Here is a 14,602-nt window from a genome sequence, read left to right on the forward strand (position 1 = left end):
ACAACACAAGCAGAAAAGCCCTCGCGATCGCGAGGGCTTTTCTGCTTGTGTTGTCGCATGTCACATACGTGACCCCAGCGGGATTTGAACCCGCGCTGCCGCCGTGAGAGGGCGGTGTCCTAGGCCGCTAAACGATGGGGCCGAATCGACAACTTGAAGAGTATGACACAGCTTCGGGGCCGCTGCAAAATCGAGGCCGCCGCTGCATCCGATCGCCGCCGCAGGCAGCGCTCGCGGCTCGTCAGCCGAACACCGAGAGCGCCCCCGGAACGATCTCGATGTCGACCGGCAGCTGCCCGATCCGCTCGCCGTCGGCGTAGGCGACGATGTCGTCGGCTTCGATGCGCACCTCGCGCCCGGTGACGAATTCCACGGCCGGATGGTCGGTGTGGCGCCCCGCGAACACCTTCGGGAAGACGGCCACGAGACGGGCCCGGGACAGCGGGTGCACGATGAAGACGTCGAGCAGCCCATCGCCGAGATCGGCGTGCGGCACGATTCGCATGCCGCCGCCGATGGACGAGTTGTTGGCGACCGAGACCAGCATCGCGCGCTGCTCGCGCCGCACCCCGTCGATCGTGATCGCGTAGCTGCGCGGGCGGAAGGTCACGAGCTCCCGCACCATCGCGAGCGTGTAGCGGCTCGGGCCCTTCGGGCGGGACATCCCGTTCGCGCGCTCGTTGACGACGGCGTCGAACCCCGCCGACACGACGGAGGCGAACCACGTGCGCAACTCGCCGTGCCGGATCAGGCCCGCGTCGATCACGCGGGGCGGACGGCGGAGCGCCTCGACGAGCGCATCGGTCGCAGCAGCCGGGTCATCGAACGGCAGCCCGAGACCGCGCGCGAGGTCGTTGCCGGTGCCGGCCGGCACGATGCCGAGCGGCACGCCCGTGCCGGCGAGCAGGTTCACCCCGAGCGAGACCATGCCGTCCCCGCCGACCACCACGAGGCCGTCGGTGCCGAGCGAGAAGGCCGACTCCACCTCCCGGCGAAGCAACTCGAAGTTCGCCTCGCGCAGCACCGTCACCTCGAACCCCTCGCGCATCAGCCGTTCGGCGACAGCGGGGCCGACGGCGCGATTGCGTCCGAAGGAGGCAGCGGGGTTGATCGCGACGAGGAGTCGCCGTGGGGCGCTGGACATGGAGCGATTCTGGCAGGCACCCGAGCCTTGCGCGACGACGACGCGAAGGTGTTGGCTCGGAGCATGCGCCTCACGAAGCTCGAACACGCCGCGCTCGCCATCGAGGACTCGGGCGACAAGCTCTACATCGACCCCGGCAAGTTCACGACGCCGATCACCGAGTCGGCGGGCACCGTGGCCGTCGTCATCACGCACCGGCACGACGACCACTGGACGCCCGAGCAGCTCGCGCGCATCATCGAGGCGAACCCCGGGGTGCGCATCTTCGGCCCGGCAGGGGTCGCCGAAGCCGCCGCCGGCTTCCCCGTCGAGACGGTCGAGGCGGGCGACGTCGTCGACGTCGAGCCCTTCCGGCTGCGGTTCTTCGGCGGCCGGCACGCCGTGATCCACCCGTCGATCCCCGTGATCGACAACCTCGGCGTGCTCGTGAACGATGCGCTGTACTACGCGGGCGACTCGTTCACGGTGCCGGGCGTGCCCGTCGATGTGCTCGCGGCGCCCGCCGGCGCACCCTGGATGAAGATCAGCGAGGCAATGGACTACGTCGTCGAGGTGGCGCCCCGACGGGCGTTCCCGACCCACGAGATGGTGCTCTCCCGAGCGGGAAAGGCGCTGTCGAACGCCCGCCTCGCCTGGGCGACCGAGCAGGGCGGCGGCGAGTACCTGCCGCTCGAGCCGGGCGACACGCTCGACTTCTGACGCCCGCTCCGATCGCGCGGGCCCCGATCAGCCGACGGATGCCTCGGAGCTCTCGACCTTCACGACGAACGTCTGCGCGCGAGCCGCGGCGAGCGGCGTCATGCGTGCCTCGACGCGAAGCCGGCCCGTCGCGCCCGGCAGGAACCAGACGAGGTGGTCGGGCGAATCGCACTCGGCATCGACCGGCGTGAGGCTCTCTGCGGTGCGTCCGCCGACGGCGGCCCAGGCCGCCTCGATGGCCGCGCGTCGCTCGCCGTATGGCACGTCGAGACCCGCGTTCGTCGCGAGCACGGCCGACGCTGCGGCATCCGACCAGTCGTTCACGAGCGCGCTGAGCACGACGGACGCCTCGAGCGTCTCGGGCCACGGCACGGGCGACGGCGTGACGGGGCTCCGCTGGTCGGCCGCGTCGAGCACGATCGAGAGGGCCTGCTCCGCGCCCTGCGAGACTCGCGCGTACGTCGCGTTCTCGAACGCCACGACGCCCAGACCGGATGCCGCGTGCCAGCGCATGTGCGCGCTGAATCCCGGGTATCCGCCCGAGTGCGACGCGATCGCACCGAACCGCTCGTCGAACTCGACGAAGAGGCCGAACCCGTAGCCGTACACGACCGGCGGCGGCGACGACGCGCCGGGGATCGGCGGCGGCGTGTGACGGTTCGGGGCGACGCGCATGAGCTGCTGCATCTCACGCCGGCTCGTGGCACCGAGGGGGCCGCGCTCCACCCCTGTCGAGGCCTCCGCGAGCCAACTCCCCCAGGTCGCGAGACTCCTCGCACTGGCGAACAGTCCGCCGATCGACGAGAACACGCCCGGTCCGGTGAACGGGAGCGCGAGCCATCCGTCGCCCTCGGTCTTCCGGTGACCCGTTGCGAGCGGCACGGCCGGGTCGGAGGGCCGCTCGAACCGCATGTCCAGGCCGAGCGGCTCGATGAACTCGTGCGTCACGAAGTCGGTGAAGGTCGCCCCCGACACCCGCTCGATGACCTGGCCGAGCACGGCGTACCCGAGGTTCGAGTACTCGAACGCGGTGCCGGGAACCGTGGCGCAGCGGATGCCCGCCGCCAGCGTGGCGCTGAACTCCTCGCGCGTCATCGACTCCTCGCGATCGGCCCACGGGTCGTCGGTGGGCAGACCGCCCGACATGGTCATGAGCATGCGCACGGTCGGATCGACCTCGAGGTCGCCCGGGATCTCGGGCACGAACTCCGGCACGAACGAGCGGGCAGTGGCGTCGAGCTCGAGCAGGCCTCGATCGCGGAGCAGGAGCAGTGCCGCCGCGGTGAAGCTCTTCGTGCAGCTCGCGATGCGGAACAGCGTGTCGGGGCCGGGCGCGGGGCGCGCCGGATCGAGCGACGCGACACCGGCGCCGGCGCTCGCGACGATGCCGCTGCGGTCGAAGACGGCCCAGCTCGCCCCCGGGGCGGTGCCGGCCTCGATGCGATCGGCGAAGACGGCCTCGACGGCGTGCAGGGTACTGGCGGCGACGGTCATGTTGCTCCTCGTGCGGCGCCCAGCGGCGGGAGCCCCAACCAGCGTACAAGTCGGAGGTTTCGCACGAGATCGCCAGGGGCACCTGTCGCTCTCCGACAACGCCGCACCGGTTCCGGTGCGCACCATTTGGTGATTCGCACACAACTTCACAGGGGTACGTTGACGAAACCTCAGCCGCTGATACGTTCATGTCACTTCGGGGTCGCTCCGCTCCCCGACAGCGCCAACGTCGGCGTCGTCGGATGCCGCGCCCCGCGCCTCATGCGCTCGGCCCACCCTCGCCGAGCGACGGCGGCGGCCACGGCACCGGTCGCGAATCCTGCACCCCCATCTCGGCGCGCTCTCGCGCGCGCCCGCACACCTGGAGTCTCTCAATGACGAGAATCGAACCCGCCTCCGAGCACCAGCACGGTGTCGGTCTCAAGATCGCCGTCATCGTGCTCGCGCTCGCGCTCGCGACGATGACGACCCTCTTCCTGCTCACCACGAGCAAGATCGCGGGCGGCTCCGCCGAGCTCGCGGCCGGAGCGTCGCAGACCAGCGAGGGCTCGCAGAAGGTGGCCGACGGCGCGGGCGACCTGGCGGCCGGCAGCACGAAGCTCAGCGACGGCGCAGCGGATGCCGCGACGGGCGCGACGAAGCTCGAGACAGGGGCCGCCTCAGCGTCTGCCGGCGCCGAGCAGGTACGCGCAGGGGCCGATGCGGCCGCTCTCGGCGCGGCCTCCCTCGCCGATGGCGCCGCTGCCACCGTGTCCGGCGCGGACTCGCTGAGCACGGGCGCGAGCAAGTCGGCCGATGGCGCTGCGCAACTCGCGGCCGGTGCCGGCACCCTTGCCGCTGGCGCGCAGCAGCTCGCCCAGGGCGCCGCAGCGGCGGACTCCAAGATTCCGGAACTGCGCGGTGGCCTTGCACTCGTGACCGCAGGCATCACCAAGTTCAACGACGACGCGAAGGGATATCTGGCGACCGAGTCGGGCAGGCTGTCGGGCGGACTCGGCCTCCTCGACACGACCCTCGCTGATCTCAAGACGAACCTGGACCTCAGCGACCCGGTGAACGCTGCGAAGTACACCGCACTGGAGACGATCACCGATCAGCTCCAGGCCGGCGTCACGGGGATGCAGGTCAACGCACCGAAGGTGCTCGGCGGCGGCTTCGCCGGGCTCCAGGCCGGCGTCGGCCAGGTCGACGCCGGGCTCGCCAAGTTCGATGCCGAGGCGACGTCTCCGCTCGCGACGAAGTCGGGCGAACTCGCGGCAGGTGCGGCGAACCTCGCGGCGAAGAGCGGCGAACTGAGCGCCGGGGCGTCGCAGGTGTCGGCCGGTGCGAGTTCCCTCGTCGACGGCACCTTCCGACTCGCCGAAGGCGCCGACAACCTCTCTGCGGGCACGAGCACGTTGAACGCCGGGGCCGCGAACCTCGCGACCGGCGCGAAGAACCTCTCAGCCGGCGCCTCAGCGCTCGCCGATGGCACGAGCGAACTCGCGACCGGCTCGAAGACGCTCGCGAGCGGGGCATCCGACCTCGCCGACGGCACGGCGGAGCTGAGCGACGGCAACGCGCTCGTCGCCGAAGGCAGCGAGACGCTCGCGACCGGAGCGGCCGGGGTCTCCCCTGCCACGATGGTGCCGTGGCTCCTCGTCGCGCTCGGCGTCGGCGCTGCGGCGATCGCCGCTTGGATCATTCACCGCGTGCGGTTCGCACGACGGGAGTCGGTCACCGCCTGAGCCCGGATGCTCCGGCAGCGAGGTCAGTGGCCTCGGTCGTCTCCACGACCGGGGCCACCGCGCCGTCCGTCATCGCCCGGGCCCCCGTCGCCCCGGCCTCCACCGGTGTCGGGCCAGCCGTCGCCGGAATCCTGCTCGTCGAGACCCTGCACCTGCGTCTCGGGGTCTGGAGCCGGAGTCTCGGTGCCGGGCGCCGGAGCCCGAGGCGGTGCGGCCGGCTGGCCCGGGTTGGCGACCGTGAATGCGTCGCCGCCGTACTTCGCGGCCGCCACCGACATGACCATGGGCCACATGCGGTGACGGGCCGTCGCAGCGGTGCCGTTGCCGAAGGAGATGCCGCGCTGGTTCGCGTCGCCGTAGAGGCTCACGACACCGGCGACGGTCGCCACCTTCGAACTGGCACCGGCCATCCAGGTGTCCTTGTTGCCGTCGGTCGTGCCGGTCTTGCCGATCAGCGGCACATGCGGATTCGTGGAGCGGTTCGACTCCGTCGCCGTGCCACCCGTCATCACGCTCTGCATCGCGAAGTGCATCGCTGCGGCCACCTCTGGCGAAACCGCAGGCGCGCAGGTGGATTTCGGCACCGCGACCTCATTGCCGTCGCGGTCGACGATGCGATCGATCGCGACCGGCGTGCACGTCACCCCGTTGTTGGCGATGCCGGCGAACGCGATCGCGAGGCTGAGCGGCGCGACCTCGTTCGTACCGAGCACCGATGACGGCCCCTGCTGCAGCGGATCGCCGTCGGCTCGGTGCATGCCGAACGCCTCGGCGGTCTTGCGGATCCCGCAGAGATCCAGCTTCTTCGCCATGCCGACGAAGCCGGTGTTGATCGACCCGATGGTCGATTCGAGCGCGGAGTAGTTGGCGCCCGACTCGTTGGCGTCGTTCTTGGGTGCCCACTTCTCGGCGGTCGCGTTCACCGGGCCGTTGCAGCTGTCTTGGAAGATCCCCCAGTTCGACTTCGGCTTCGAGTCGACCCGTTCGTTCAACGAATGCCCCTCGTTCAGCCATTGAGCGAGGGTGAACACCTTGTACGTGGACCCGGGTTGGAACCCGCTCGATCCGCCCTGCGGGTAGTCGGTGTTGAAGTTGACGCTCGTGTACTGCGGACCTGTCGCGAGCACGTCCGGGTCCTGGCTGTACACCTTGTTCTGTGCCATCGCGAGCACCCGGCCCGTACCGACCTGGACGCTCGAGATCACGCTGCCGACGTCCCAACCGGGGTAGGTCTGCGGCACGTTCTGTGCGATCGCGGCCTCAGCGGCGTTCTGCAGGTCGAGGTCGAGTGTCGTGTAGACGTCGTACCCACCACGCTTGAAGTTGCGCATGCGCGTCTCGGCGTCCTCTCCGAAGGTCGGATCGGTCTGCAGGATGTTCTTCACGTAGTCGCAGAAGTACGCGGATCCATGAGCGGTCTGGCAGCCGGTGCTCGGCTCGGTGATGACCGGCTCGATCGGCGCGGCGAGCGCGGCGTCGTACTCCTCTTGCGTGATCTTGTGCTCCGACAGCATGTGATCGAGGATGTAGTCGCGGCGCTCCTTGTTCTTCGCATACCCGTTCGCCGCGCCGTTCTCCTCGCTCTCGGGCTTGTCGATCTGGAACTTCACGGGGTTGTTGACGATCGCGAGCAATGATGCAGCCTGCGCGAGCGTGAGGTTCGCCGCACTCGTCGAGTAGTAGTAGTTGGCAGCCGCCTCGATGCCGTAGACCGTTCCGCCGAAGCCGGCGATGTTCAGGTAGCCGAGCAGGATCTCGCTCTTCGAGTACCGCTTCTCGACACCGATCGCGAGTCGCATCTCTTTGAGCTTGCGCTCGATTCCGGCGCTGCCGTCGGACTCGGTGGCCGATTCATAGCATTTGACCCGTTCGGCCTCGACGCGCGCGGCGCGATCGTCGTAGGTGAGCGCGGCCACCTCCTCTTCGGTGAGCCCCTCGATGGCGGTGACATGGGCCTCCGCTTCGCACTCCTGTACGCGCACGTTCTTCACGTACTGCTGCGCGATGGACGAACCGCCCTGCGTACGACCACCGGTCGCGGTCTTGACCGCCGCGCGAAGCGTGCCCTGGAGGTCGACGCCGCCGTGGTCGTAGAACCGCGGATCCTCGCCGGCGATCGCGGCATCCTTCACGTACTGGTTGATCGCGTCCCAGCCGACCTCGACGCGATTCTGGTCGTAGAACGAGGCGAGCAGCAGGGGCGCACCGTCTGGGCCGGTGGCGTAGATGTTGCTCTTCTCGGAGAGCTCGTCGATCTCGAGATAGCCCGGAAGGTTCTCGAACATGCCGATGCTGCCGGATGCCGCGATGCCGACGGTCGCGATCGCCGGCGTCACGCCCGCCACGACGAGCATGGCCACGCCGACGCTCGCCGCGATGAGCCCCACGAAACCGCCGATGACGCCGAGCGGCGTTCGCGTCTCTCGGAAGTCACGATTCCGCATGTTCTCAGAACCCATGGCTCACCCATCCCCTGCCGACGTCTCACGATGGCGTCCGAGCCAGTAGGGAGGCCCGGACGGTGCCGACACTCAATGCAAGCGCAGCGCACCGCGGATGTCCAGCCCGCTCGTGGATCGCTGCCCGCCGGGCACGTCGGCCCACTGCCGCCATGAGCCTCACCGAGCGCCCGTCGCGGGCACCGGCGCGCCGGCCAGCCAGTCGAGTGCCCGCACGAGCAGCTCGCGATGGCCGGGTGAGGCGAACGAGCGCACGTCGTGGCCGAGCGCGTCGTAGACGAGGCGGGAACGCCCGGACTCGCGAGCCCAGACGAGCGAATGCCGCCGACCGTCGTGCTCGTGCTCTGCGATCGGCTCGACCACGTCGAAACGCCGGAAGTCGGTGTACCGCTCGTCGAACACGCTGAAGTCGGCGAGATCTGCGGCGATGCCGTGCTCGCCGACGATGTGCACGCGAGCATCCCCGATGGGCGGATGCCACGAGAGTCCGCGCTCCCATCGCGCGCCGATCAGCCGATCGAATGCCGGATAGTCGCGCAGACTCGACGAAGCCGCGTGCATCGCCAGAATGCCGATCCCGCGATCGACGGCCGCGTCGAAAGCGGCATTCGCGGCAGCGACCACTTGGGCGTCGGCGACGTCGCCCGGCTGCGGTCCTCCGGGCACCGGGACTCGCGAGTCGGGCACGTCGCTCGGCACGGGCCCCGACGGATCACCCGCATTCACGACGATGAGACGTACCGAATCATCGAGCCCGGCGAGTGCGGCGTCGATGTCGCGCGTGACGATCGTCGTGATGCCGGCACCCTCGAGCACCTCGGCGAGCGCCGCGCTCGTCTCGGCGTACGGATGCCACGGGTCGGCGTACCGGCCGGATCCGCTCAGGATGACGGCGCGCACGACACCTCCTCGAGCATCGCGCCCGTTCGAACCGGAGCAGCCTCATGAACCGGGGGCGCAGGAGGCTCGATGCGGAACGTCTCGTACGGAATGCGCGCGACGAGGTCGAGCGCGAGGGCTGCGGCATCCGACTCGCTGAGCCGGTGGGCGACGACGAGCGAGGCGAGGTAGGCGGCATCCGTCCGGCGCGACATGTCGTGCCGGGCGGGGATCGAGCAGAACGCCCGGGTGTCGTCGATGAATCCGGAGGTCTTCTCGAAGCCCGCCGTCTCGGTGACCGCATGCCTGAACCGCTCGATCGCCGAGGGAGCGTCGAGGAACCACCACGGTGCGCCGATGAAGACGGTCGGGTAGAAGCCCGCAAGGGGCGCGATCTCGCGCGAGAATGCCGTCTCGTCGACGGTGAACAGCACGAGCCGCAGTCGCGGATCCGTTCCGAAGTCGTTGAGCGCGCGGCGCAACGGATCGGTGAACGCCGCGACGCCCGGCAGGTCGTGGCCGCTGTCGGGACCGTGCCGCAGGAGGGTCGGCCGGTGGTGGTTGCGGATCACGCCGGGGTGCAGCTGCATGACCATGCCGTCGTCAACGGACATCTCGATGAGCCGGTACAGCAGGTCGCGGCGATAGGCCACGGCATCGGCGGGGCTCACCGAGCCGGCGAGTCCCGCCGCGTGAATGCGCTCGGCGTCGCGAGCGTCGATCGGCGACGCCCAAGCGTCGGGCACACCGCTGTCGGTCGCGGTGCCCCCCTGGGCGCGGAAGTAGGCGCGGCGGATGCGGAGCGCTTCGAGGAGCCCCTCGTGCGTGCCGCAGTCGACCGCCGCTGCTGTTGCGAGCTCGTCGAGCGCTGCGGCCCAGCCCGAGGCCGACGGATCCATGTAGCGATCGGCCCGGAACGTCGGCAGCACGCGACCGGGGAACGCGTGGTCGGCCGCGAGGCGTCGATGCGCTGCGAGGTCGTCTGCGGGGTCGTCGGTCGTCGCGAGCACGTCGATGCCGAACCGCTCGAAGAGCGCGCGCGGCCGGTAGGCCGGGGTCGCGAGCAGCGCGTCGATGCGATCGTAGATCGCGTCGGCTGATGCCTCGTCGAGCTGCTGGGGGACACCGAAGACCTGGGTCAGCTGGAACTCGAGCCAGTACCGCACCGGGGTGCCGCGGAACCGCGACCAGTATCGAGCGAGCAGGCGCCACGCCGCTCGCGGATCTCCGGCGAGTTCGTCGAGCGGCACGCCGGACGCGTGCAGCAGGCGGGTCACGTAGTGGTCCGGTGTGACGAGCAGCTCGGCCGGGTTCGCGAACGGCCGGTCGTCGGCGAGCATCAGTGCATCGACGTGGCTGTGCGGCGAGACGACCGGCGCATGCTCGACCAAGGCGTGCAGCGATCGTGCGAGCTCGCGTGCGGCCGGGTCCGCGGGGAAGAGTCGGTCGGGATGCATCGTCGGCAGTGTCATCTGGTCTCTCCGGTGAGGAATCGAACGCCCGTCGGTCTCGATCGCGCTCCGGAGCAGCGTACCCACATGCGGCACAAGTTGGCAAACGATTGCCACTATGATTGGACGACGCCGAGCTGAACGAGGAGGGCCCGTGGACGGAGCCGTGACGTACCGAGACGCGACGACGGGCGATGCCCCGACTCGCATCGTGCACCTCGGCGTCGGCGCCTTCCATCGCGCCCACCAGGCCTGGTACACCCACGAGGCCAACGAGTGGGCACGCGGGGCACGGGACAGCGCACACGGCGGTCGGGCCGACCGCGCGCCGGATCGCTGGGCGATCGCCGCATTCACCGGTCGACGCGGCGACGCGGCCGCGCTCCTCACGCGCCAGCGCGGCGTGTACGCATTGGTGAGTCGCGCGCGATCGGGCGACACGGCGCAGACCATCACGAGCATCGATCGGGCCATCGATGGCCGCGACACCGCAGCATGGCTCGCCCACGCTGCCGCACCGAGCACGGCGGTCATCTCGCTGACCATCACGGAGGCGGGCTACCTCCTCGACTCGCGCGGACGACTCGACCGCGCGAACTCCGAGGTCGCCGCCGACCTGCACGCGCTCCGTGCGAGCTCCGGCACCGCCCACGCCGCTCCCCCGCTCGTCACGGCCGCCGCGCGCCTCGCAGCGGCATTCGCGGAGCGACGACGCACGGGCGCGGGCCCGATGGCCGTGATGAGCTGCGACAACCTCGCCGAGAACGGCGAGGTGACCCGGCGCATCGTCGAGGCCGCCGCTCGCTCGATCGACCCGTCGCTCGCCGCGTGGATCGACGCCAACGTCTCGTTCGTCTCCTCGATGGTCGACCGCATCACCCCGCGAACGACGCCTGCGGACGTTGCGACGGCCCGCCGGCTCACCGGCGTGGCCGACGCGGCGACGGTCGTCGCCGAACCCTTCTCGGACTGGGTGATCGCGGGCGAGTTCCCGTCCAGCCGCCCGCGCTGGGAGGCCGCAGGCGCCCGCATCGTCGACGATCTCGCCCCGTTCGAGGAGCGGAAGCTCCGCCTGTTGAACGGCGCGCACTCACTGCTCGCCTACCACGGGCTGTTGCGCGACTTCGAGTCGGTCGACGAGGCATTCGCCGACGACGCACTGCGCGACCTCGTCGAGGAGTACTGGAACGAGGCTTCCGCAAGCTGCGCGCTGCCCCGGGACGAACTCGATGCTGCGATCGCCGGCACCCGCGAACGGTTCGCGAATCCGCGCATCCGGCATCGTCTGGCGCAGATCGCAGAGGGCGGCCGACACAAGCTGCCGCAACGTATCGTGCCCGTGCTGGCGGCCGGGCTCCAGCGCGGAGAACAACCGCGGGCGGCGGCTTCCGTCATCGCCGCCTGGCAGCGGAGTCAACTCGATGCCACCGGCGAGACGGAGCCCGTGGCGACGGCCGAGCTCCTGGCCGGTATCCCCGACGCCGGGCTCGCGAGCGAAATCTCCCGGCTCGTCGATCGCGAATTCCGTATTCTGGGTCGAACCGGCCCGATCCGGGCCGTGAGTTGAGGGGAAGACGCATGCCGGATCACCGTCCGCTCGATGACCACGACGATGACGCATCGCCCTCCGACCTCCAGGGGTCGCCGGGCGACAGCGAAGCCGGATCGGTCACGATCTACGACGTCGCACGCCTCGCGGGCGTGAACCCGTCGACGGTCTCGCGTGCGCTCAACAAGCCCGGGCGGGTGAGCGCGGCCACCGAGAAGCGCATCCGTGCCGCGGCGACGACGCTCAATTACCACGTGAACCCGATGGCGCGGGCCCTGCCGACCGGGAGGACCGCGATCGTCGGCCTCCTCGTCTCCGACTTCACGAACCCGGTGTTCTTCGACGTCGTGCGCGGAGCAGAGAGCGCCGCCACGGCCCGCGGGTACACGCTCGTGCTCGCCGAGTCCGAGGAATCCGACACGAAGGAGCTGGAGCACGCCAACCGGCTCATGCGGATGGTCGACGGCCTGATCCTCGCGACACCGCGCATGCCCGACGACGACATCCGTGCACTCGCGGCGCAGAAGCCGGTCACGGTCGTGAACCGCCGGGTCGACGGCGTGCTGTCGGTGGTGCCCGACCTCGGCTCGGGGATCGCCGACGCGGTGCGCCATCTGCGTTCACTCGGACACCGACGCATCGCCTACCTCGCCGGGCCCGAACTCTCGTGGATGGCCGGGCAGCGCGGCGAGCTGCTGGCGCGGCGCTGCGAGTGGGCGCAGCTCGAGTGCATCCGACTCGGCCCGGTCGCGCCGACGATCGAGGGCGGTCGGCGCAGTGCGCAATCGATCAGGGAGAGCGGCGTCACGGCGGTCGTGGCCTACAACGACCTCGTCGCGATCGGACTCATGCAGGAGCTCGCGGAGGCGGGCATCGATGTGCCGGCCGAGATCAGCGTGCTCGGATTCGACGACATCTTCGGCGCGAACCTGACGTCTCCCACGCTGACGACGATCAAATCGCCCTTGCGCGAAGAAGGGGAGTTCTCGCTGACCTCGCTCCTCTCACTCATCGACGTCGGCTCGGCGGTCGATCGCCCGCTCTTCGAGATCGAGACCCAACTCGTCGTGCGAGCCTCGACAGGGCCGGCCGCGGGGTGAGCGCCGCGGGGTAAGGGCCGCGGGGTAGGCGTTGCCCGAGGCCGGAGCCGCGCCATCTCGAATGCGCAGCTGCGCCGATTCCCGACGAACTGGTAGGATTTGGCAAACGCTTGCCAACATCCCGAGGGAGATCACTCAGCCATGCGCATCATCGCCGCCGACGTCATCGTGACGAGTCCGGATCGAAACTTCGTCACGCTGCAGCTGACCACCGACGACGGGGTCACCGGCCTCGGCGACGCGACACTCAACGGCCGCGAGCTCGCCGTCGTCGCCTACCTTCGGGAGCACGTCGCTCCGCTGCTCCTCGACCGCGACCCTCATGCGATCGAAGACACCTGGCAGTTCCTGTACCGCAGCGCGTACTGGCGGCGCGGCCCGGTCACGATGGCCGCGATCGCCGCCGTCGACATGGCGCTCTGGGACATCAAGGCGAAGGTCGCGGGGCTCCCGCTCTATCAACTGCTCGGCGGCGCGAGCCGCCGCGGCGCCCTCGCCTACGGGCACGCGAGCGGTCGCGACATCCCCGAACTCCTCGACTCGGTTCGCGAACACCTCGCACTCGGCTACCGGGCGATACGCATTCAGACCGCGGTGCCGGGCATCGACGCCGTCTACGGCGTCGCCGCCCAGCCCTCGGTCGACGGTGTGCGCTACGACTACGAGCCCGCGCAGCGCGGCGCCCTGCCGGCCGAGGAGGACTGGGACACCCGCGCCTATCTGCGCCACCTGCCCGGTGTCTTCGAGGCCGTTCGCCACGAGTTCGGACCCGAGTTGCCGCTGCTGCACGACGGACACCATCGGATGACCCCGATCCAGGCGGCTCGCCTCGGTCGCGACCTCGAACCCTACGATCTCTTCTGGCTCGAGGACTGCACACCCGCCGAGAACCAGGACGCGTTGCGCCTCGTGCGCAGCCACACGATCACCCCGCTCGCGATCGGCGAGGTCTTCAACACGGTGTGGGACTTCCAGCACCTCATCCGCGACCAGCTCATCGACTACGTGCGCGCCGCCGTCACGCACGCGGGCGGCATCACCCCGATGCGCAAGATCCTCGACTACGCGGCGCAGTACCAGATCAAGTCGGGTATCCACGGTCCGACCGACATCTCCCCGGTGGGCATGGCCGCCGCCCTGCACCTCGACCTCGCGGTGCACAACTTCGGAATCCAGGAGTACATGCGCCACGGCGATCGGACGAACGAGGTGTTCCGTCAGTCGTTCAGCTTCGAGGGCGGGCTGCTGCACCCGGGCGATCAGCCGGGCCTCGGCGTCACCCTCGATCGCGCCGCGGCCGAGGCGCACCCGTATCGTGCCGCATACCTGCCGTACAACCGGCTGAAGGACGGAACCGTCCATGACTGGTGAGCCGGGCCGCCCCTGCTCCCCCGCCGAGGGGGCCGACGTCGCCGACGGTGGCACGATCGTCTTCATCGGCGACAGCGTCACCGATTGCGGACGCCGTGCCGAGCATGCGCCCTCGGCGCCGGATATGTCGCGATCGTCGCCGAGCGGATGTCGCGTGGCGGCTCAGCGCTCCCCCGCATCGTGAATGCCGGGGTGAACGGCAATCGAGTTCGCGACCTGTCGCCCCGGCTCACCGACGACGTGCTCTCGCACCACCCCGACGTCGTCTCGATCGGCATCGGCGTGAACGATACCTGGCGCCGTTTCGATCGCGACGACGAGACGCCCGGCGAGCTGTTCGAGGCCGGGTACCGTGAGGTGCTCGACGCGCTCGACGCCGAGGGCCTGCACCCCGGCTCGATCGTGTTCGTCGAACCCTTCCTGCTGCCCGTGCGCGATGAGCACGTCGCGTGGCTCGCCGACCTCGAGCCCAAGATCGAGATCGTCCGCCGACTCGCTCGCGAGTCGGGCGGGGTGCTCGTCCCGGTCGACACCGTGTTGCGCGCAGCTGCCGCCACCGCCGGCCGTGCCGCCCTCGCCCCCGATGGCGTGCACCCGAGCCCGGCCGGGCACGAGATCATCGCCGACGCCTGGCTCGACGCGACGCGATCATTGCGCGGATCACCGGGGGTCGGGTAGCACCTGGCACGCGTCGAACGACAGCGAGGGCGGATGCCGTACGGCATCCGC

At 70.1% G+C, this 14,602-nt stretch carries 11 protein-coding genes and 1 tRNA gene; 6 read left to right on the plus strand and 6 right to left on the minus strand.

What is annotated here, in order from left to right:
• Positions 1 to 69 precede the first annotated feature (69 nt).
• Together ACFTQE_RS17665 and ACFTQE_RS17670 are read right to left on the minus strand one after the other, a co-directional pair.
• Positions 70 to 142 (minus strand) — tRNA-Glu (locus tag ACFTQE_RS17665).
• A gap of 99 nt (positions 143 to 241) precedes the next feature.
• Complete coding sequence (locus ACFTQE_RS17670) at positions 242 to 1,144, minus strand: diacylglycerol/lipid kinase family protein (protein WP_376926299.1); 903 nt, start codon at positions 1,142 to 1,144, stop codon at positions 242 to 244.
• A 63-nt stretch (positions 1,145 to 1,207) separates the two neighbouring features.
• On the opposite strand from ACFTQE_RS17670, the gene ACFTQE_RS17675 reads away from it, so the two are divergent.
• Complete coding sequence (locus tag ACFTQE_RS17675) at positions 1,208 to 1,843, plus strand: MBL fold metallo-hydrolase (RefSeq protein WP_376926300.1); 636 nt, start codon at positions 1,208 to 1,210, stop codon at positions 1,841 to 1,843.
• A gap of 27 nt (positions 1,844 to 1,870) precedes the next feature.
• On the opposite strand, the gene ACFTQE_RS17680 is transcribed toward ACFTQE_RS17675, so the two are convergent.
• A complete protein-coding gene (locus ACFTQE_RS17680; protein WP_376926301.1) occupies positions 1,871 to 3,337 on the minus strand; it encodes a serine hydrolase domain-containing protein in 1,467 nt (488 codons plus the stop codon).
• Between the two features lie 374 nt (positions 3,338 to 3,711).
• Here ACFTQE_RS17680 and ACFTQE_RS17685 point away from each other — a divergent pair, with 374 nt between their 5' ends.
• Positions 3,712 to 5,064: a hypothetical protein gene (locus ACFTQE_RS17685; protein WP_376926302.1), complete on the plus strand. Its 1,353-nt coding sequence runs from the start codon at positions 3,712 to 3,714 to the stop codon at positions 5,062 to 5,064.
• 23 nt (positions 5,065 to 5,087) lie between these two features.
• Here ACFTQE_RS17685 and ACFTQE_RS17690 read toward each other — a convergent pair whose 3' ends face one another.
• The 3 genes from ACFTQE_RS17690 to uxaC form a co-directional block, all read right to left on the minus strand.
• Complete coding sequence (locus ACFTQE_RS17690; protein WP_376926303.1) at positions 5,088 to 7,523, minus strand: transglycosylase domain-containing protein; 2,436 nt, start codon at positions 7,521 to 7,523, stop codon at positions 5,088 to 5,090.
• A 159-nt stretch (positions 7,524 to 7,682) separates the two neighbouring features.
• Entirely contained in the window at positions 7,683 to 8,423 is a 741-nt protein-coding gene (locus tag ACFTQE_RS17695) for a ThuA domain-containing protein (RefSeq protein WP_376926304.1), read from the minus strand.
• Complete coding sequence (gene uxaC, locus ACFTQE_RS17700) at positions 8,405 to 9,859, minus strand: glucuronate isomerase (protein WP_376926305.1); 1,455 nt, start codon at positions 9,857 to 9,859, stop codon at positions 8,405 to 8,407. Before uxaC ends, ACFTQE_RS17695 begins: the two co-directional genes overlap by 19 nt.
• 148 nt (positions 9,860 to 10,007) lie before the next feature.
• Between uxaC and ACFTQE_RS17705 the strand changes: the two genes are divergently transcribed.
• From ACFTQE_RS17705 to ACFTQE_RS17720, 4 genes are all read left to right on the plus strand, one after another.
• Complete coding sequence (locus tag ACFTQE_RS17705) at positions 10,008 to 11,420, plus strand: mannitol dehydrogenase family protein (protein WP_376926306.1); 1,413 nt, start codon at positions 10,008 to 10,010, stop codon at positions 11,418 to 11,420.
• Positions 11,421 to 11,431: 11 nt separating this feature from the next.
• On the plus strand, positions 11,432 to 12,502 hold the full coding sequence (locus ACFTQE_RS17710; RefSeq protein ID WP_376926307.1) for a LacI family DNA-binding transcriptional regulator: 1,071 nt from the start codon (positions 11,432 to 11,434) through the stop codon (positions 12,500 to 12,502).
• A 141-nt stretch (positions 12,503 to 12,643) separates the two neighbouring features.
• Complete coding sequence (manD, locus tag ACFTQE_RS17715; protein WP_376926308.1) at positions 12,644 to 13,873, plus strand: D-mannonate dehydratase ManD; 1,230 nt, start codon at positions 12,644 to 12,646, stop codon at positions 13,871 to 13,873.
• A gap of 84 nt (positions 13,874 to 13,957) precedes the next feature.
• A complete protein-coding gene (locus ACFTQE_RS17720; protein ID WP_376926309.1) occupies positions 13,958 to 14,551 on the plus strand; it encodes an SGNH/GDSL hydrolase family protein in 594 nt (197 codons plus the stop codon).
• Positions 14,552 to 14,602: the final 51 nt, after the last annotated feature.

This window comes from Agromyces sp. NPDC056965 (assembly GCF_042673425.1).
Lineage (GTDB): Bacteria > Actinomycetota > Actinomycetes > Actinomycetales > Microbacteriaceae > Agromyces.

Coding starts and splice junctions, on each gene's coding strand:
- ACFTQE_RS17670 (WP_376926299.1), bottom strand. CDS start 1,144: ATGTCCAGCGCCCCACGGCGACTCCTCGTCGCGATCAACCCCGCTGCC.
- ACFTQE_RS17675 (WP_376926300.1), top strand. CDS start 1,208: ATGCGCCTCACGAAGCTCGAACACGCCGCGCTCGCCATCGAGGACTCG.
- ACFTQE_RS17680 (WP_376926301.1), bottom strand. CDS start 3,337: ATGACCGTCGCCGCCAGTACCCTGCACGCCGTCGAGGCCGTCTTCGCC.
- ACFTQE_RS17685 (WP_376926302.1), top strand. CDS start 3,712: ATGACGAGAATCGAACCCGCCTCCGAGCACCAGCACGGTGTCGGTCTC.
- ACFTQE_RS17690 (WP_376926303.1), bottom strand. CDS start 7,523: ATGGGTTCTGAGAACATGCGGAATCGTGACTTCCGAGAGACGCGAACG.
- uxaC (WP_376926305.1), bottom strand. CDS start 9,859: ATGCATCCCGACCGACTCTTCCCCGCGGACCCGGCCGCACGCGAGCTC.
- ACFTQE_RS17710 (WP_376926307.1), top strand. CDS start 11,432: ATGCCGGATCACCGTCCGCTCGATGACCACGACGATGACGCATCGCCC.
- manD (WP_376926308.1), top strand. CDS start 12,644: ATGCGCATCATCGCCGCCGACGTCATCGTGACGAGTCCGGATCGAAAC.